At 66.4% G+C, this 17,913-nt stretch carries 18 protein-coding genes; 8 read left to right on the top strand and 10 right to left on the bottom strand.

The genetic code is table 11. The features are described from left to right. Positions 1–43: 43 nt before the first annotated feature. Complete coding sequence (locus tag QCE63_RS30120) at positions 44–505, top strand: type VI secretion system amidase immunity protein Tai4 (RefSeq protein WP_309838174.1); 462 nt, start codon at positions 44–46, stop codon at positions 503–505. 4 nt (positions 506–509) lie between these two features. Here the strand turns inward: QCE63_RS30120 and cobJ are convergent, their stop codons facing one another. Genes cobJ through cobG form a run of 4 tightly spaced genes read right to left on the bottom strand, consistent with a single transcriptional unit; the run spans position 510 to position 4,798 of the window. Beyond that, entirely contained in the window at positions 510–2,177 is a 1,668-nt protein-coding gene (cobJ, locus tag QCE63_RS30115; protein WP_309838173.1) for a precorrin-3B C(17)-methyltransferase, read from the bottom strand. Then, positions 2,165–2,893 (bottom strand): precorrin-2 C(20)-methyltransferase, encoded by a 729-nt coding sequence (locus QCE63_RS30110; RefSeq protein WP_309838172.1) that lies wholly within the window; start codon positions 2,891–2,893, stop codon positions 2,165–2,167. Before QCE63_RS30110 ends, cobJ begins: the two co-directional genes overlap by 13 nt. Beyond that, a complete protein-coding gene (locus tag QCE63_RS30105; RefSeq protein WP_309838171.1) occupies positions 2,890–3,516 on the bottom strand; it encodes a precorrin-8X methylmutase in 627 nt (208 codons plus the stop codon). The genes QCE63_RS30110 and QCE63_RS30105 overlap by 4 nt, the downstream gene beginning before the upstream one ends. Further along, the gene (gene cobG, locus QCE63_RS30100) at positions 3,509–4,798 is read right to left on the bottom strand and encodes a precorrin-3B synthase (protein ID WP_309838170.1); all 1,290 of its coding nucleotides are present in this window, start codon (positions 4,796–4,798) and stop codon (positions 3,509–3,511) included. The genes QCE63_RS30105 and cobG overlap by 8 nt, the downstream gene beginning before the upstream one ends. A 339-nt stretch (positions 4,799–5,137) precedes the next feature. Here cobG and cbiE point away from each other — a divergent pair, with 339 nt between their 5' ends. The 4 genes from cbiE to QCE63_RS30080 are packed head-to-tail and all read left to right on the top strand — an operon-like array spanning position 5,138 to position 8,249. After that, positions 5,138–6,349, top strand: coding sequence for a precorrin-6y C5,15-methyltransferase (decarboxylating) subunit CbiE (cbiE, locus tag QCE63_RS30095; RefSeq protein ID WP_309838169.1), 1,212 nt, complete (start codon positions 5,138–5,140; stop codon positions 6,347–6,349). A gap of 37 nt (positions 6,350–6,386) precedes the next feature. Beyond that, complete coding sequence (locus QCE63_RS30090; RefSeq protein WP_309838168.1) at positions 6,387–7,121, top strand: cobalt-precorrin-6A reductase; 735 nt, start codon at positions 6,387–6,389, stop codon at positions 7,119–7,121. Then, positions 7,118–7,840, top strand: coding sequence for a precorrin-4 C(11)-methyltransferase (gene cobM / locus QCE63_RS30085; protein WP_309838167.1), 723 nt, complete (start codon positions 7,118–7,120; stop codon positions 7,838–7,840). Before QCE63_RS30090 ends, cobM begins: the two co-directional genes overlap by 4 nt. A 7-nt stretch (positions 7,841–7,847) precedes the next feature. Further along, a complete protein-coding gene (locus QCE63_RS30080) occupies positions 7,848–8,249 on the top strand; it encodes a DUF4186 domain-containing protein (protein WP_309838166.1) in 402 nt (133 codons plus the stop codon). 3 nt (positions 8,250–8,252) lie between these two features. Here the strand turns inward: QCE63_RS30080 and QCE63_RS30075 are convergent, their stop codons facing one another. The 4 genes from QCE63_RS30075 to QCE63_RS30060 form a co-directional block, all read right to left on the bottom strand. Beyond that, positions 8,253–8,378: a hypothetical protein gene (locus QCE63_RS30075; RefSeq protein ID WP_309838165.1), complete on the bottom strand. Its 126-nt coding sequence runs from the start codon at positions 8,376–8,378 to the stop codon at positions 8,253–8,255. A gap of 536 nt (positions 8,379–8,914) precedes the next feature. Then, on the bottom strand, positions 8,915–9,484 hold the full coding sequence (locus tag QCE63_RS30070) for a LysR substrate-binding domain-containing protein (RefSeq protein ID WP_309838164.1): 570 nt from the start codon (positions 9,482–9,484) through the stop codon (positions 8,915–8,917). Between the two features lie 256 nt (positions 9,485–9,740). Then, the gene (locus tag QCE63_RS30065) at positions 9,741–10,847 is read right to left on the bottom strand and encodes an acyltransferase (RefSeq protein ID WP_309838163.1); all 1,107 of its coding nucleotides are present in this window, start codon (positions 10,845–10,847) and stop codon (positions 9,741–9,743) included. 311 nt (positions 10,848–11,158) lie between these two features. Continuing rightward, the gene (locus QCE63_RS30060; protein ID WP_309838162.1) at positions 11,159–11,917 is read right to left on the bottom strand and encodes a TerC family protein; all 759 of its coding nucleotides are present in this window, start codon (positions 11,915–11,917) and stop codon (positions 11,159–11,161) included. A gap of 307 nt (positions 11,918–12,224) precedes the next feature. On the opposite strand from QCE63_RS30060, the gene QCE63_RS30055 reads away from it, so the two are divergent. From QCE63_RS30055 to QCE63_RS30045, 3 genes are all read left to right on the top strand, one after another. Then, on the top strand, positions 12,225–13,373 hold the full coding sequence (locus tag QCE63_RS30055) for an OpgC domain-containing protein (protein WP_309838161.1): 1,149 nt from the start codon (positions 12,225–12,227) through the stop codon (positions 13,371–13,373). 164 nt (positions 13,374–13,537) lie between these two features. Continuing rightward, entirely contained in the window at positions 13,538–13,711 is a 174-nt protein-coding gene (locus tag QCE63_RS30050; protein ID WP_309820442.1) for a DUF1328 domain-containing protein, read from the top strand. Positions 13,712–13,861: 150 nt separating this feature from the next. Next, on the top strand, positions 13,862–15,715 hold the full coding sequence (locus tag QCE63_RS30045) for a sigma-54-dependent Fis family transcriptional regulator (RefSeq protein ID WP_309838160.1): 1,854 nt from the start codon (positions 13,862–13,864) through the stop codon (positions 15,713–15,715). Here the strand turns inward: QCE63_RS30045 and eutC are convergent. Beyond that, positions 15,712–16,497: an ethanolamine ammonia-lyase subunit EutC gene (gene eutC / locus QCE63_RS30040; RefSeq protein ID WP_309838159.1), complete on the bottom strand. Its 786-nt coding sequence runs from the start codon at positions 16,495–16,497 to the stop codon at positions 15,712–15,714. The two genes, QCE63_RS30045 and eutC, sit on opposite strands and share 4 nt — an antisense overlap. Next, positions 16,494–17,882, bottom strand: coding sequence for an ethanolamine ammonia-lyase subunit EutB (locus tag QCE63_RS30035; RefSeq protein ID WP_309838158.1), 1,389 nt, complete (start codon positions 17,880–17,882; stop codon positions 16,494–16,496). The genes eutC and QCE63_RS30035 overlap by 4 nt, the downstream gene beginning before the upstream one ends. Positions 17,883–17,913: the final 31 nt, after the last annotated feature.

Genomic DNA, 17,913 nt, shown 5'->3' with positions numbered 1-17,913 from the left:
CGCCCAGAATGCTGGTCAATCTGACTTCCGCTGAGGGCGTTGCATGCTTCAACCTGTTGCGTCTGAGTCGCGGTGTGGAGCCGCTGTTCTGCGGCGCCTTGTCGCCTGGATGGTCCTTATCGGCTCGCCAGTCGCCGCCAATTCGCCAGAAGCATCCCAACGCACCTACGCCCAAAACTACAGAGACATGGTGCTGGCTGCCTGCATCGCAACGGCCTACAACAGCAATGAGGACGCGCGGATCGATTCCGGAAGCAGCGTCAGTGCGCTGCGCGACTGGACCTACTACGATCTGGACCGAACGCCCCAGGCCATCACATCGCTCGTCAAGGCCTACTTGGACCGCGACTATCACAACCCATTCGCCGAAGCCGAAACGAACGGCCTCAACATTCGCTTTAACTTGCTCAAGTGCCTCGACCTGTATCACAGCAAGGACCTGGACCATCTGGTGAAGGCCATGGTGATCGACCCGAACCGCCGCATCCATTCACCTTCCCGCTAACGCCTCACTCATACCACCGCGGCGTATAAACCCAGTCCCCCACGGTCCGCGTGGTCGATGACCCGACGATCACCATCGTCCGCATGTCGACGAGATCGCTCGTCAGCGCGCCCAGCGTCACGATGCGCAGGCGTTCGCCCGGACGGCCGATGTCCCGTCCCAGCACAACCGGCGTTTCCGCCCGTCGATGCTGCCTGACGATCTCCATCGCGCGGTCGAACTGCCAGGGCCGCGCCTTCGATAGCGGGTTGTAGAACGCCATCACCAGATCGGCCTCGCCGGCATGCGCGATGCGTTTCTCGATCACGCTCCACGGCTTCAGGTTGTCCGACAGCGAGAGCACGCAGAAGTCGTGACCCAGCGGCGCGCCCGCCCGCGCCGACGTCGCCAGCGAGGCCGACACGCCCGGCACGATCGCAAGCTTCACCATGTGCCAATCGGCATGATCGGCAGCACCGGTGTCGAGCGCTTCGAGCACCGCCGCCGCCATGGCGAACACGCCCGGATCGCCCGACGACACCACGACCACACGCCGCCCCTCGCTCGCCAGGTCGAACGCATGCCGCGCGCGCTGCAATTCCTCGCGGTTGTCGGTCATGTGCACACGCTGGTCGTCGCGGAACGGCCCGGCCATGCGCACATAGGTTTCGTAGCCGAGCACGTCCTGCGCTTGATCGAGCGCACGGCGCGCGGCCGGCGTCAGCAAGTCGGCGCTGCCGGGGCCGATGCCCAGCACGGTCAGCGTGCCGCGCGCACGGCCGATGGCCTGCGCATCGACCGGCGTATCCGCGATGTGCAGCGCGACGCCGTTCGAGCCTGCGGCGTCGAAGGGCGCGGTATCGCACAGGCGCAGCGGCACGCCGAGCGCTTGCGCGGCCTCCGTGAGCGCCTCGAGTGATCCGTGCCGCAGCGGTGCAGCCAGCGCGGCCAGCGCGAGCGGCGCGAGACCGCGCTCGTGCAGCGCGACGCGCATCCGTTCCGCGATATCGCCTTCGACGCCCTTGTCGTCGATCCATGCCAGCACGCAGCGCGGATGTATCACGAGACTCTCGGGTATAGCCGTGGCCGCGCTATACGGCGTGATGCGCACGGCGAGACGCGCGTCGGCGGCGCGCGGGAGCGGCGCGTCGTCGAGCCAGGGCGCGTGGCCTTCGATGCGCGTCGTCTCGCCCGCCAGCAGCCCGGACACGAAGCGCTTGCCGTGCTCGATGTCCGCCAGCGCATAGCCTTCGGGCGGCGCCAGCAGACATTGGCCGAAACGCAGCTCGCCGCTCGTCGTGATGGCGGGCGTGACCTGCAAACACGCGGCGATCTCGCGCGCCAGCACATTCACGCCGCTGATGCCGCCGAGCAGCGGCACGACCGCGCTGCCGTCCTGAGCGACAGCCAGCACCGGCGGTTCCTCGCCCTTGTCGACGAGACAGGGCGCGAGCGCGCGGATCACGATGCCCGCGGCGCACAGCGCGACCACCGGCGTGCCCGCCGCATACAGCGAACGCAGGTGCGCGCCGAAATCGTCATAGGCGATGTCGGCGGTGTGAGGGTCTACGCGGCTCGCCAGCCCATGAATGCGCGCGCCGGGAAGGTGCGCCTGGATGCGTCGCGCGGTGTCGAGCGCGGCGCTGCCCAGCACGACGATGGCCGGCGCGGTCTTCCCCGTCAGGCCTGCCATTTCTTCCCCGGCACGACGAGCAGCGAGAAATACGGCGACGCCATCGGATCGACTTCATCGAGCGCGACGATGCGCTGATTCGCCATCGTCGCGCGTTCCACGTAGAGCGCGCGATTGTCGAGGCCGAGTTCGGCCAGCACGCGGCGCACTTTCTCGAAGTTGCGGCCGAGCTTCATGATGACGGCGGCGTCGGCGGCTTCGAGGCGGCGCTTCAGATCCGCTTCCGGCAATACGCCGGACAGCACCGACAAACTCTGGTTGCGATACACCAGCGGCACGCCGAGCACCGCGACGCCGCCCAGCATCGAACACACGCCGGGGACGACCTCTGCCTCGAAACGCGTGGCGAGGCGGTCGTGCAGATACATGTACGAGCCGTAAAAGAAGGGATCGCCCTCGCAGATCACGGCGACATCGCGTCCGGATTCGAGATGTCCCGAGATTTCGAGGGCCGCGTCATCGTAGAACGCGCTGATGATGGTCTCGTAGCAGAGCGGCGGTTCGAGCGCTTCGGTCGTGACCGGGTAGACGAGCGGCAGGCGGGTTTGGGCATCGTCGAGATGCGACTCGACGATGCCGAACGCGTTGCCCTTCTTGCCCTTCGCCACAAAATACGCGACCACTGGCGCGGCCTTCAGCAGGCGCAGCGCTTTCAGCGTGAGCAATTCCGGATCGCCCGGACCGACGCCCAGGCCATAGAGACGTCCGCTCATCATTCGACCTCCGAAGCCAGCGCGTTGACGGCGGCGGCGGCCATCGCGCTGCCGCCGCGCCGGCCGAGCAGCGCGACATACGGGATGCCGCGGCTGTCGGCGGCGAGCACTGCCTTCGATTCCGCCGCGCCGATGAACCCCACCGGAAAGCCCAGGATCAGCGCGGGCCGGGGTGCGCCGGCGTCGAGCATGTCGAGCAGATGGAACAGGGCCGTCGGCGCATTGCCGATCGCGACGATCGCGCCTTCGAGGTCCGGCCGCCAGAGTTCGAGCGCCGCGGCCGAGCGCGTGTTGCCCAGTGCCCGGGCGCGTTCGGGGACCGAGCCTTCGGCGAGCCTGCAGATCACGCGGTTGGCCGCGGGCAGGCGCGCGCGCGTGATGCCTTCGGCGACCATGCGCGCATCGCACAGCACCGGGGCGCCGGCCGCGAGCGCGCGGCGGCCGGCCAGCCCCGCGCCGGGCGAGAAACGCAGGTCGCTGACGATATCGACCATGCCGCAGGCATGAATCAGCCGCACCGCGAGTTTTTCGAGATCGGCGGGGACGGCGGCGAGGTCGGCTTCGGCGCGGATCGTCGCGAACGACTGGCGATAGATCTCCGCGCCGTCGCGGATGTAGTCAAGCATCGGTCGTGCTCCGGGCGAGCCGTTCAGCCGCCTCTTCGATAGTCAGATTGCATGCAGCGAGATGCTCGCCGCGATAAAGGTCGTAATGTCCCGGCGCCCGAGCCAGCAGTGTCGCCGCGACCGGATGCGCCGCCGCGCACGACCGCTCGCACCCGCTCAGATGCACCTGCGTCAAAGCGTGCGCGGGGAGAAGAGGGGCCAGGCGTTGGGCATCGGCCTTGGTGTCCGCGCGGCTTTTGGCGCAGCCGGCGGAACCGGCGCACGCGATCAGGCGCGCGAACGGATCGCGCGTCTCCGTGGCGAGGCCGAGCGCGCGCAGTTCACGCAGGACATCGTGCGCGGCGTGCGGCGCAAGGTCAGGGATCAGCACGCTCTGCCATGGCGTCATCGCGAGGCGGCCCGAGGCGTAGGTCGTCGCAAGGGCGGCGAGGGCGTCGAGCGTGGCGGCGTCAAGGCGGCCGAGCGGGGCTTGTGCGCCGGCGTAGGCCATTGTTTTTGCGTTCGTGTCGGCGTGCGCGCCGAGCCGCAGCGTGGCATCGGAGGAAGCGCGCCGCCAGGCATGCAACGCCGCGTCCGGCTCGGGGAAGGCGAGCGCGCGCGATCCGGCGCGTGCCAGCAGATCGCGCATGCGATGCTCGTCGGGCTGTGCAAGCGCAAGGAAGCGTCGGAGCACGCCGGTCACGAAAGGGACGACATCGCCACGAGGAATCACGCCGAGCGCGGGTGCATCGTGCTCATGTTGTGGAATCGTGCCGGCGAGACCGAAGGCGAAACGCGCGCCGCCATCGAGCGCGGCAAGCCACAGGTCATGCGGATGATCGAGCATCGCGAGGCGCTCGCCGCCATCGAGTTGCAGCGCGAATTTCGGCGACAGTGCGTGCAGCGCGGTATCGGCCTGCATCGCGGCGACGAGATCGGCGGCGAGCGTGCGCATGGCATCGCTCGCAAGCGGGCTCAGCATCAGGTTGCGAATGTCGTCGGCGCTTTCGCTCGCGGGAGCCAGGCCCGCAGTGGAAGCGAGGTCGACGAGGCGCGCATGGGCATCGGCGCGAATGCCGCGCAGTTGCAGGTTCGCACGATTGGTCACTTCGATCACGCCGGAACCGCACTCGCGCGCGGCCCGCGCCACGGCTCGCGCGGCGTCGGCGCTCAGGGCGCCCCCTGTCAGGCGCAGGCGCGCGAGACCGCCATCGCGCGCGGACACGACACGCATCAGTCCCGGACACGCGGAGGTGCGGGGTGCGGTCGCAGGCGCGGGATGGTCGAGTGAAATCAAAGGCATGGCCCGTGAGGCTTCGCAGGTGATGTGCGAACCGGATTGCATGGTCGGGTTGGCGTCGCGCGAAAACGTTCGGTTGGCAAGTCGCCTGGTTTGGAGGTCGTCATTCGCGCCGCGCTGTTTTGCGGTGAATCAGGGGCGCGAGTGCCCGGACTCGCTGCGTACAATGGCAAGGGCAACTACAACTCCGCTGCGCGCTCCCATGCCTGGAGCCAACATCCTCCAGCCCCGGCGGACCTGTATTATGCCCGCTTTTACCGACCATCCGGCCCCATCGGCCCCTTGCGCGCCGCAGCGCACGGGTCACCTCGCAGGTCCGGAACCAAATCGAGGAGATGCCGCATGTCGACCTGGCTGACCGTCGTTGGCATCGGCGAGGACGGCTGGCACGGCCTGTCCCGCGCCGCGCGCCGCGCGCTCGTCGAAGCGCAGGCCATCCATGGCGGCGAGCGCCATCTCGCGCTGCTGCCGCCCCGCATCGCCGCGCGCCGCGTGCCGTGGCCCCGGCCCTTTTCCATCGACGCCGTGCTCGCCGAACGCGGCGACGGCAAAACCCGCATCTGCGTGCTCGCAAGCGGCGATCCCATGTGCTTCGGCGTCGGCGCAACGCTCGCGCGTGAAGTCGCCGGCGAGGAGATGCGCGTGCTGCCCGCGCCGTCGTCGCTGTCGCTGGCCGCGGCGCGCCTGCACTGGGCGCTTCAGGACGTGGCGTGCGTGTCGCTCGTCAACCGGCCGGCGGCATCGCTGCTCGCCGACGTGCATCGCGGCGCGCGTCTGCTCGTCCTGAGCGCCGGCGGCGCCACACCCGCCGAAGTCGCCACGCTGCTCACCGCGCACGGTTTCGGCGCGAGCCGCATGAGCGTGTTCGAGCATCTGGGCGGCGCAAGCGAACGCCGTATCGACGAACGGGCCGACGACTGGCGCGACCCGCGCGTCGCAGCGCTCAATCTGATCGCGATCGACTGCCGCACGCACGCAGGCCACGCCGGACCGCCGCTGACCCCCGGCCTGCCCGACGACGCCTATCGGCACGACGGCCAGCTCACCAAGCGCGCCGTGCGTGCCGTGACGCTGGCGCATCTCGCGCCGCAGCCCGGCGAACTGCTGTGGGACGTGGGCGCGGGCTGTGGCTCGATCGGCATCGAATGGATGCGCGCGCACCGGGCCTGCCGTGCCATCGCGATCGAAGCGAACGAGAGCCGGCAGCGGCTCATCGAGTACAACCGCGACGCGCTGGGCGTGCCCGCGCTTCAACTCGTGAAGGGCGAGGCGCCTGCCGCGCTCCAGGGCTTGCCCGCGCCGGATGCCGTTTTCATCGGCGGCGGGCTGACCGCGCCCGGCTTGCTCGATGCGTGCTGGTCGCGCCTGCGTCAGGGCGGACGGCTCGTCGCCAACGCCGTCACGTTGCAGAGCGAGATGGCGCTGGTCGAATGGCGCGCGCGTCACGGCGGCGAACTGACGCGCATCGCCGTCGCCCAGGCGGAGCCGCTCGGCAGTTTCGATACCTGGCGCCAGGCGCTGCCCATCACGCTGCTGCAAGCGAGCAAGCCATGAGCGGCCTGCGCTCGTCCTCCTGCACGGCCGGCGCGACATGAAGCGGATTCTCCTGCTGGGCGGCACCGGCGACGCGCTCGCGCTCGCGCGCGCACTGCCCGCCGGTCACGTCTATAGCCTCGCGGGCCTCGGGCGCGTGCCGGACGATCTGGCGTGCACGGTGCGCGTCGGCGGGTTTGGCGGTATCGACGGGCTTGGCGCGTATCTGCGTGACGCGCACATCGCGCTGGTCGTCGATGCCACGCATCCGTATGCCGCGCAAATGAGCCGTCACGCGCGTGCCGCGTGCGACGCCGCGGGCGTGCCGCTGTGGGCCGTGCGCCGTCCCGCGTGGCCCGCACAGTCCGGCGACGACTGGCGCTTCGTTCCCGACTGGCGCGGCATCGTTGCCGGCATCGCCGGATTCGGCCGGCCGCTGTTCACGCTCGGGCGCGAACCGCTCGCGCATCTGGACGAGATTCCCGCTTCGCAATACTGGACCGTCCGTTGTCTCGAAGCGCATGCGGGCAACGCACGCGCGCGGATCATCGACGCGCGCGGCCCGTTCACCATCGAAGGCGAAACCGCGTTGTTCGACGCGGCCCGCATCGATGTCGTCATCAGCAAGCACAGTGGCGGACGCGCGACCGAAGCGAAGCTGACGGTCGCGCGCGAACGCGGCCTGCCGGTCATCATGCTCGCGCGTCCCGATCTGGCCGCCGCCGACCGCAGTTTCGACACCGTCGCCGAAGCACTCAACGCCCTCGCGTCTCAACCATCATCCAAAGCATGACTGTCTACTTCATCGGCGCGGGACCCGGCGATCCCGAACTCATCACCGTAAAGGGGCAGCGGCTGGTCCGCACGTGCCCCGTGCTGCTCTATGCCGGTTCGCTGGTGCCGAAGGAAGTGCTCGCCGGTCATCGCGCGGAGAAGTGCGTCGATACCGCCGAACTCGACCTCGATACGATCGTCGCGCTGCTGCACGATGCGCACGTCGCCGGCCAGGACGTCGCACGCTTGCATTCAGGCGATCCCTCGCTGTACGGCGCGATCGGCGAGCAGATGCGCCGGCTCGACGCACTCGGCATCCCCTATGACATCGTGCCCGGCGTGACGGCGACGGCCGCATCGGCGGCGGCGCTCCGGCGCGAACTCACGCTGCCCGGCATCTCGCAGACGGTCATCCTCACGCGCTACGCCACCCGCACCGCCATGCCGCCGGGTGAAGCGCTCGCGGACCTGGCGCGACACCGCGCGACGCTCGCGATTCATCTCGGCGTGCGTCACATCGAGCGCATCGTCGCTGACCTGGTGCCGCATTACGGCGCGGATTGTCCGGTGGCCGTGGTGTTTCGCGCGAGCTGGCCCGACGAGACGCGCATCGAAGGCACGCTCGCGGACATCGCGGAAAAGGTGCGCGCGGCGGGCGTCGAACGCACGGCGATGGTGCTCGTCGGCCGCGTGCTGTCCGCCGACGGTTTCACCGATTCCACGCTCTACGGCAGTTGACTCCGCCATGCGCGATCTCGACGCCGTCTTCTCCGCACTCGCCCGGTCGGCGTTCCGGCGGCGCTTTGCGCTCGGCGTGCGGGAGGGGAAGTATCTGGGCGAGAAGGGCATGGAGACGGTGCTTGCGCAGGCGCACGTCATGATCGGCAGGCGTCTCGCGCCGCCGGCGCCGCCCAACGACGGCAAGCAGACGCCGATGCGCGGACATCCGGTGTTCATCGCGCAGCATGCGACGGCGACGTGCTGCCGCTCCTGTCTCGCCAAGTGGCATGAGATCCCGGCGGGACGGGCGCTGAATGCCCTCGAACGACAGCATGTGATTGATGCGATCGAACGCTGGCTGCGGACGCAGCCGCTGCCGGCAGCATGGCCTGCGGAGCCTGAGCATCCGCAGCGCAGCCTGTTCTGACGGTCAGGGCGGCGATTGCCGGGCCGCGCGCGTGTTTGCGCGCCGGGCGAGCATGTCGAGCGCCTCCATCAGCGCCGAGTTCAAATGCTCGCGCGTGTCGCGCAAAAATCCGGCGATGCCTGGCGGCATGCTAGGATTTTCTGCAAGCACATAATCAGGCAATGGACACATGTTCGATCGATCGAGCTTGAAGGATGAGGAATTCGAGTCCTTCCGGAGTGTCTGCGAGCGTCACGGATTGCGTGTGGCGTCTTTCGACGTCGAACTGAGACTTGAGCTCGTCACGCCCTTTCACGCGACCCGGATGGTTTGCGTGTCGCGAGCGGGAGTGCGGCAGGTCCTTTCTCCTCAAAACTGGATCGACGTATTTGAAAGTCTGCTGCCACAACGCTTATCGGAAGAGCAGCAGACCTAGGCACGGCAGCGCACCCTCGAACGGCGGCTCGCTTCATGAAGTTCCACACGAGCGTGCCGATGCTGCGTGCATGAACCCCTGTGCTCGAATCCTCGGACGAGGATGCTGGGCGGATCGTTGCGGCTCAGTTCGGCATACGACGACGATAACCTGCGTCGATATGCGTATCGGGCCGTCATGGAATCACGGTAAGCGCTCGATCGAGCACGCCACCATGGAATGGGCCGTCAGGTGTCGACGTTATTGCGCATCAAGAGTTGGCTACGAATTCCCGTACTTCATCAGCTAGCCAATCACGCAGGGCGCACACCTTGGGATGGTCGCGATTCCCGGTTCGGCAGACGAGGTCGTAGCCACGCTCGGCGATGAGTCGAATGTCGGGGAGCGGCGCGACGAGACGTCCGGCCGCGATGTCATCTGCGACCAACGCGCTGCGCCCAAGCGCTACGCCTTCCCCGCGGATGGCGGCCTCGATGGCCATGCTGCCATGGCTGTAGACTGGCCCACGACCGCTTCGGACCGTGCCGTCATCCGCTAGCGCAAACCACCGTTCCCAGTTTGCCAGCATCCGATCTTCGTGCAGCAACGTGCAAGCTGCAACGCTGGCCACATCAGGCAGTCCGCCCATCTCGGCGCGATACGCCGGACTGCACACCGGTGTGACGGTTTGTTCGAGAATACGCTCGGCGACGGCGCGCGGATAATGGCGGCTGCCATAGCGGATGGCAGCGTCGATCTGCCCATTGGTGAGATCGACGTTGACGTCGGTCACGTCAAGGTGAACGTCGAATTCCGGGTGACGGGCCTTGAGTCGATGCAACCGAGGCGCTCACCCTCTGCTGGCGAACGAGACACTCGTACGCAACTCAACGGGAACGCACCACACGCCTCTCTGAAAGACGTCCTGACGCGACTGCCATCTCCATAGAGTTCGCGATATCGCAAGCTTGCTGCCTCATCGCCGGCAGCAAGCGGCCCCTATCCGCTAGTCCATTCGTCAAGAGAGGTTTGTCGGCCGCTTACGCTGAATGGCCGTCCAGTTTCAGTCGATGTCGGTCAACGCCTCGGCGTGTCGTTCAGTTTGATCGGGTGGACTCGTCGTGGAGTGTCGTGCTGGCTCGCAGGCGCCCAAATCTCGAGTGCGCGAAGCGAATGCAGGGCCGTTCGACTAAATGCCAGGAGAGTGCGGCGATTATTACGGTCGCTGGCACGGCGATCGCCAGTGCCGCCAGATTGTCCATCTCGGGATAGCGGGTCGCGACAATTTGTTGAACAGGGAATGCCCAAAGATACACGCCATAGGAGTAGTCGTGCTTCGGCACAAAGCTATAAAGCGCGGGCGCCATCGCGAGGGCCAACAGCAAATAGACAAATGTGACGTAGAAGAAGGGCGCTGCGATCGAACTCTTGCGAAAGACTGCGTAAGCCACGAAGAGCACAAAGAGCACGCCCCAATTCGTCTTCACTTGTGAGCGGAAGACGTATAACACCATTCCGAGCAAGAAAAACGGCGCGGGGTAAAAAGAATAGCCAGTTGGCTTGTTCGTGAGCGCGGCCAGCGGCCCAAAGCCTGATCCGTGCGTAACGAGGTAGGCAAATGCCACGCTTGCGATGACGGCGAAGATGATCATGCGCGCTCGGGAATTCAAGCATCCCAAGGTGCCCGAAATCAGCACCAGAACGTAACACTCGAGCTCCAACGGGAGCGTCCACAATGATCCGTTGACGACGGATTTGATCGGCGCCGTTTCGAAGATTCCCGGCAGCGTCCACTGTACGCCCGAGAACAGCCACGTGTTCTTCGCGAAATATTCGATCGCATCATGCCCAAACAGGCTTGCAGCGATGCCGGCGTCAGAGAGTGCCGGATAAACCAGAAATGCGGTGAGCGCAACGCACACGATCAGAGCGGGGTAGATCCGTGTCAGCCGTAGCGCGGCGAAACGGAGGACATTCTTTTGTCGCTCGAAGCTGGAGGACACCAGCATTCCGCTCAAAAGAAAGAACGTATAGACCGCAAGGCTGCCGGAGTATTCGAGTCCGGTGTGCTGAAGGATGGGCTCGACTCGTCCGTGATGCGGTTGTATCCAGAAGGAGTGACCGAACATGACGGCGAGGGCGGCGCAGAGGCGCAGCAGGTCGAAGTTGTTCTGGCGTTTGTCAAGGGCGGTCTGAAGGCTCATTTTTCCTGGGTTCACGGTCTATGCCTTTGCGGCCCGCACTGCCGAATGTGTCGAATCCCAGATTCTAGATGAACTGGTCAGCCGCCTTGATGTGAGGGGCAGCCTGACCGAAGCGGCCCGATTGGCTTACGCGGATCGGACCGTCTCGTTGTTCGCGAGGTCATTGAGGCAAACGCGACGCGACTGGGTATCGACGTCGGCAAATACGGCTTTTTCGTTCACGCGCAGGATGCTCGTGGGCAGAACACCCGAGCGTGCGCCATTCGGATGCAGTGCCCTGATTCCTCCGAGATGCCTCGACCGGAAGACGCTCAATCCCTTACTGCGCTCGAGCTTGCCTTACGCGTTTTCGCGCGCCGGGCAAGCATGTTGAGCGCTTCCACCAGTGCCGAGAACGCCATCGCCGCATAGATGTAGCCCTTCGGTACGTGCGAGCCGAAGCCTTCGGCGATCAGCGTCATGCCGATCACGAGCAGGAAGCCGAGCGCCAGCATGACGATGGTCGGATTACGTTCGATGAAGCGCGACAGCGGCCCGGCCGCGAACAGCATCACGGCCACGGCGGCGATCACCGCGACGAACATGATGGGAATGTGCTCGGTCATGCCGACCGCGGTCACGATGCTGTCGATGGAAAACACGAGGTCGAGCAGCAGGATCTGGCCGATGGCCGAGAGCGGCGTCAGACGTCCGCCCGCGTTCCCGCCGGCGTGATCGTCTGCATCATGCGTCACGTGATGACGGATCTCGGTGGTGGCCTTCCACACGAGAAAGACGCCGCCCGCGATCAGGATCAGGTCGCGCCATGAGAAGCCGTGCCCGAAGGCGTCGAAGATCGGCGCCGTGAGCCGCACGATCAGCGCGACCGTGCCGAGCAAGCCAAGCCGCATCACGAGCGCGAGGCCGATTCCCAGGCGCTGGGTGCGAGCCCGGTGCGCCTCGGGCAGCTTGTTGGTCAGGATGGAAATGAAGATGAGGTTGTCGATGCCGAGCACGACTTCCATGACGACGAGCGTCGCGAGCGCGGCCCAGGCGGCGGGATCGGCGAGGAGGGCGAGAAGATAGTCCATGCGGTGCGGGGCCTTGTCAGCGGATTGGCGGCAATGGCGGGATGTTAACCTGCGCGATTCTCAAAATGAAAGGAACTTGAAATATTCATTCGAATCGAAGCGCCACACGATAGCGAGCTTTCGCCCGCCGGGTCGTGTCTCGCAAACAAATATGGCCGATTGGCCACAAATACCGGATTTGAAACGGATTCTTGCATCTCTCGAGATGCGATTGGTGCGAATTTAAGGGTAAACTCCAACCCTCTCGAGCCGACTGAAAATCCGGCCATCCTACACTTCCGGCCTTCCGGGAAAAAACGCCATTCGCATGCAGGGAAAATCACAACGTCTCGTCGAGCTGGACTTCTTCAGGGGACTGGTTTTGCTCATCATCGTCGTCGATCACATCGGCGGCAGCATGGTGTCGCGCTTCACCCTGCATGCGTTCGCGCTCAATGACGCCGCCGAAGTCTTCGTCTTCCTCGGCGGCTTCGCCACGGCCACCGCCTATGTCTCGCTTGCCGAGCGCCCCTCCGAGAGCGTCGCGCGCCGCCGCTTCGTGAAGCGCGCATTCGAGCTGTATCGCGCCTTCCTCGTCACCGCCGTGCTGATGCTGGCCGCGTCCTTCCTGCTGCGACCGTTCTTCGGCCACGCGCCGAATCTCGCGCTGCACGACCTCGACAGCCTGATGGCCGAGCCGGTGTCGTCGATCACGCAGATTCTCACCTTCGAGCGCCAGCCCTATCTGGCCGCCGTCCTGCCGATGTACGCGCTGTTCGCGCTGGCCGTGCCGCTGATGCTGCCGCTCGCGCGCAGCAAGCCGTGGATCCTGCTGGGCCTGAGCCTCGCGCTGTGGGCGTTCGCGCCGGCCATTGGCGAGTATCTGCCCTCCGCCGAAGACAACTTGTGGGACTTCAATCCCGCCGCCTGGCAGCTGATGTTCGTGCTCGGCGTGCTGGCGCGCTGTCAGCCCGTGTATCAGCGGGTGAGCGCGCATCGTTTGGGCTGGATCGTCAGCGCGGGTGCGGTCGCGCTGATCGCCGGCATGGCTTACTACAAACTGCTCGTGCTGCCGCCGGTGCTGGACAGCGCCTTCAAGCGTGATCTCGCCGGACCGCGCATCGTCAATTTTCTGGCGATCGCGTGGATCTGCGGCAATCTCGCGCGCTATGGCGTCGTGAAGGCAGTCGCGAACCGCTTGCCGTGGATCGGCGCAGTCGGGCGCGACGGCATGGTGGCGTTCGTCGCAGGCACGGTCATTTCGCTGGTCGTCGACTCTGTCCTGTTCACGCTGACCGATGGCCTGATCAACGTGCCGGCCGGCCTCGCTGCCGATGCGCTGGCCATCGGCGCGCTACTCGCCGTGCCGCGCGCGCATCAGGCTGTGGCGGGCTGGCTTGGTAGCCGCCGGCCGCTGCCCAAACCGGTGCCGGCCGCGACGCCCGCCCGCGTGGCTGCGGATACACGCGGACGTTGATAAAAAAAGTGCGGAAAGCGGGCAATCTTTGCTCGCTTTTTTTCGGGGCATGCCAGCAACTAACCGTCTTTTTCGCAACGAACCATTGAATTGATGCGAAAAGGCGTTGGTGGCACGCGGCTTGCATATCCATCGATAATCACGACAAAAAAACCGGAACCGCCATGCTCAAACTCGCCATCCTTTTTGCAATCATTTCCGTTGTTGCGGGCCTTTTCGGCTTCACGCGCGTCTCGTCCGGCGCGGCGGGCATCGCGAAAATCTGTTTCTTCATCTTCCTGATCCTCTTCGTCATCTTCCTGGTGATCGCGATTTCGGCAGGCTCGCTCGTGCTGTAGCGTCAGGCGGCGCAATGCCGCCTACGCGTGCTTCCTCGGATCGACCTGTGTCCCGCCGCGGTGTTACATTGCGGCGAGGAGACATTCACGCAGCAGCGGATGGCGCTTCGCCCCGCCGACAGCCGCGCTGAACCGACAAGGAGGAAGGCGATGCAGCACGCCATCGGCGCGGCCTTGCAGCCCGCGCAGCGCGATCTCATCCGTCATTCGCACGAGCGCTCGGCCACCTTCGGGCTGTTTGAAACGATGCGCCCCGATTACACCGTGCTGTCGGGCGCGCAACTCGCCGTCAAGCTCGATGAGAGCCGCACGCTGTGCGCGCACGCGCTGCCGGTCATCGAGACGCTGTACGCGCAGCTCGCGAACACCCACAGCATGATTGCGCTGACGGATGCGGATGGTCTGATCCTGCATTCGTTCGGCGACGACGACTTTCTCGCCCGTGCCGAAAAGGTTGCGTTGCGTGCGGGCGCGATCTGGAACGAGGCGCATCAGGGCACGAACGCCATCGGCACGACAATCGCGGAACGCACGGCCGTGACCGTCCATGGCGACCAGCACTATCTGCGCGCCAACCATTTCCTGACCTGTTCGAGCGTGCCGATCCTTGATCCGCTTGGCAATCTGTCCGGCGTACTCGACGTCACCGGCGACCGGCGCGGCTATCACCAGCACACGATGGCGCTCGTCAAGATGTCGGGGCAGACGATCGAAAACCGCTTGATTGCCAGCGCCTTCGCAGACAAGCTGCGCGTCCGTTTTCATAGCCGGCCGGAATTCATCGGCACGCTGATGGAAGGCATCGCCGTCTTCGAACTCGACGGCCGTCTGCTGTGCGCGAATCGCAGCGCGCAATTTCAACTTGGACTCGATCTCCGCAGCCTGCGCGCGCAGACCGTGGAGACGCTGTTCGGCGAGGGCGTTGAAACGCTGATCGGCCGTCCCGGCGATGCACCGCGGCGGCTGGTGCTGCATAGCGGCGTCGGCGTGTTTGCGAGCATCGAGTTTCGCGGCAAGCCGTCGATGAACGTGGCCGTAGCCGTTGCCGAGCGGGTGTCGTCGGCACTCGCGTCGCTCTGCACCGGCGACGCCCGCCTGCAGGACATCGCCGGGCGCGTGCGCAAGGTGATCGGCAAGAACATTCCCGTCCTGATCGGCGGGCCGACGGGCGCGGGCAAGGAAATGCTCGCACGCGCGATTCACGCCGATTCGCCGCGTCGCGCGGGGCCGTTCGTCGCGGTGAATTGCGCTTCGCTGCCGGAAACGCTGATCGAATCCGAGCTGTTCGGCTATGTGCCGGGCGCCTTTACCGGCGCGGCCAAACGCGGCGCGACCGGCAAGATCGTGCAGGCGAACGGCGGCACGCTGTTCCTCGATGAGATCGGCGACATGCCGCTCGCGCTGCAAAGCCGTCTGCTGCGCGTGCTTCAGGAGCGCGTGGTCGAGCCGCTCGGCGCGGCGCGCGCGGTGCCGGTCGATTTCATGCTCGTCTGCGCGAGCAATCGGAATGTGCGCGAATGCGTCGCGCAGGGCACTTTCCGCGAAGATTTGTATTACCGCGTCAACGGGCTTTCGGTGATGCTGCCGCCGCTCGCCGAGCGAAGCGACCTGCGCGCGGTCGCCGACAAGATGCTGCGTGACGAGCGTTTCATCGGACGCCCGGTCGCGATCGATCCGGCCGTGCTCGCGCTGTTCGCGCGGCATCCCTGGCCGGGCAACCTGCGGCAGTTGAGCAACGTGCTGCGCACGGCCTGCGCGATGCTCGACGACCACGACACCCACATCCGCGTCGCTCATCTGCCGCACGATTTCGTGGATGAACTCGGTGACGTCCCGCCGGGCGATCAAGCATGCGCGCCGGTCCTGCCTTCAGGCGCGCGTCTCGCGGACATAGAAGCAGGCGCTGTCGCGGCGGCGCTCAAGGCGCACGGCGGCAATGTCTCGGCGACGGCGCGCGAACTCGGCGTGTCGCGCACGACGGTGTATCGCAAGCTGCGGGGCTAGTCTTCGAGCGCACCCGGACGCCGAGGCGCGGGCAGCGCGCCGCTGTGATCCTTCAGCCCGACGCCGGTCAATCCGAGGCGGCGCGCTTCGTTCAGCAGCCACATGAGCTTGTGCGCGGCGGCGTCGTAAGGCAGGCCCTCCGGGCGCACGTTGGAGATGCAGTTGCGCTCGGCGTCGTGACGGCCGGCGCGCGGCTCATACGTCACATAGAGCCCGAGACTATCCGGCGAACTGAGGCCCGGCCGTTCCCCGATCATCACAACCACGATCCGCGCCCGCAAGCGCTCGCCGACGGGATCGCCCAGCGCGACCCGCGCCTGCGTGGCGATCACCACGGGACCGATGCGCCAGCCGCCGAGGCGCGGCCGCAGGCTCGCAAGCAGCGGCGCGACGTGGCGCTGCGCGGCGACGGCGGACAGTCCGTCAGCGGCCACGAACACCAGGTCCGGTGCGTCATGCAGGGTTGTCGCGTAATCGGCGAGACGCGTGTTGCCTGCTTTGCCGGGCACGCGCCCGAGATCCGGACGACGCAGATAGGTGGCGCGATCGGGCGCCGCGCTCGGCACGTCGAGTGTGTCGAACCCTGCGGCGCGGATGGCCTCGGCGAGCGCGTCGCTATCAAGCGGCTGGTGCACCGCATCGCGCGCCTGCGCGTGCGCAAGTTCGAAGGCAAGCAGCGGCGCGGTGGGCAGGCTGCTGCCCGCGCGGCCCAGCGCGATGCGGGCATGCGTGAAACGCCGCAACGCGTCCCACGGATCGTCCTGGCGGGGCGGCGTAGTCATGCGTCGATCCAGTCGAGCAGCGGTTGACGGGGCGCGCCTGACGGACGCGCAAGCAAGCCGCCGTGCGCATCCGTGACGCGCATGTTCGCGAGCCAGGCTTCGAACTCGGGCGCGCGCTTGAGGCCGAGCAGCCGGCGGACGTAAAGCGCGTCGTGAAACGAGGTGCTCTGATAGTTGAGCATCACGTCGTCCGCGCCCGGCACGCCCATGATGAAATTCACGTTCGCGGCGCCGAGCAGGGTCAGCAGCGTGTCCATGTCGTTCTGATCGGCTTCGGCGTGGTTCGTGTAACAGATGTCGCAGCCCATCGGCACGCCGAGCAGCTTGCCGCAGAAGTGATCCTCCAGTCCCGCGCGAATGATCTGCCGGCCGTCGTACAGGTATTCCGGACCGATGAAGCCGACCACCGTGTTTGTCAGCAGCGGCTCGAAGCGGCGCGCCACCGCATAGGCGCGCGTCTCGCAGGTCTGCTGGTCGACGCCGTGATGCGCGTTCGCCGACAGCGCGCTCCCTTGTCCCGTCTCGAAGTACATGACGTTGTCTCCGACCGTGCCGCGCCCGAGCGACAACGCCGCGTCGCGCGCCTCCTCCAGCAGCGCGAGCGACACCCCGAAGCTCGCATTGGCGCGTTCGGTGCCCGCGATCGACTGGAACACGAGATCCACCGGCGCGCCGTGTTCGATCGCCGCGAGCGTGTTGGTGACGTGCGTGAGGACGCAGGATTGCATCGGCACGTCATAGCGCTGGCGGAAGTCGTCCATCATCGTGAGCAGCGTGCCGATGGCGGCGGGCGAATCCGAGGCCGGATTGATGCCGATGACGGCGTCGCCGCAGCCGTAGAAAAGGCCGTCGAGCATCGCGGCGGCGATGCCTTTGGGATCGTCGGTTGGATGATTCGGCTGGAGGCGCACGGAGAGATGGCCCGGCAGGCCGACGGTCGTCCGAAAGCGCGTGACGACCGGGCGCTTTTTGGCGGCGAGGATCAGGTCCTGGTTGCGCATCAGCTTGGACACGGCGGCCGCCATCTCCGGCGTGATGCCCAGGGTGACGGCTTCGAGCGCGGCGGTGTCGGTGCTGTCGGCGAGCAGCCATTCGCGGAAGGCGCCGACCGTCAGATGCGCGACCGGCGCGAAGGCGTCGCGCGAATGCGTGTCGACGATCAGCCGCGTGACTTCGTCATCCTCGTAGGGGATCAGCGGTTCGTCGAGGAAGGCGGCGAGCGGGACCTGCGCCAGCGCCATTTTGGCGGCCACGCGCTCTTCCTCGGTGGCGGCGGCTAGACCGGCGAGTTCATCGCCGGAGCGTCGCGGACTGGCGCGGGCGAGCAGCGTCTTCAGGTCGTCGAAACGGTAGCGGCGCACGCCGATCGTCTCGTGATAGCTCATCGCTTCTCCTTGCACGGTGCGGGCGATCCTG

This window comes from Caballeronia sp. LZ065, from assembly GCF_031450975.1.
Lineage (GTDB): Bacteria > Pseudomonadota > Gammaproteobacteria > Burkholderiales > Burkholderiaceae > Caballeronia.
The sequence above is the reverse complement of the archived record's forward strand: the minus strand, read 5'-3'. Positions and strand labels throughout refer to the sequence as shown.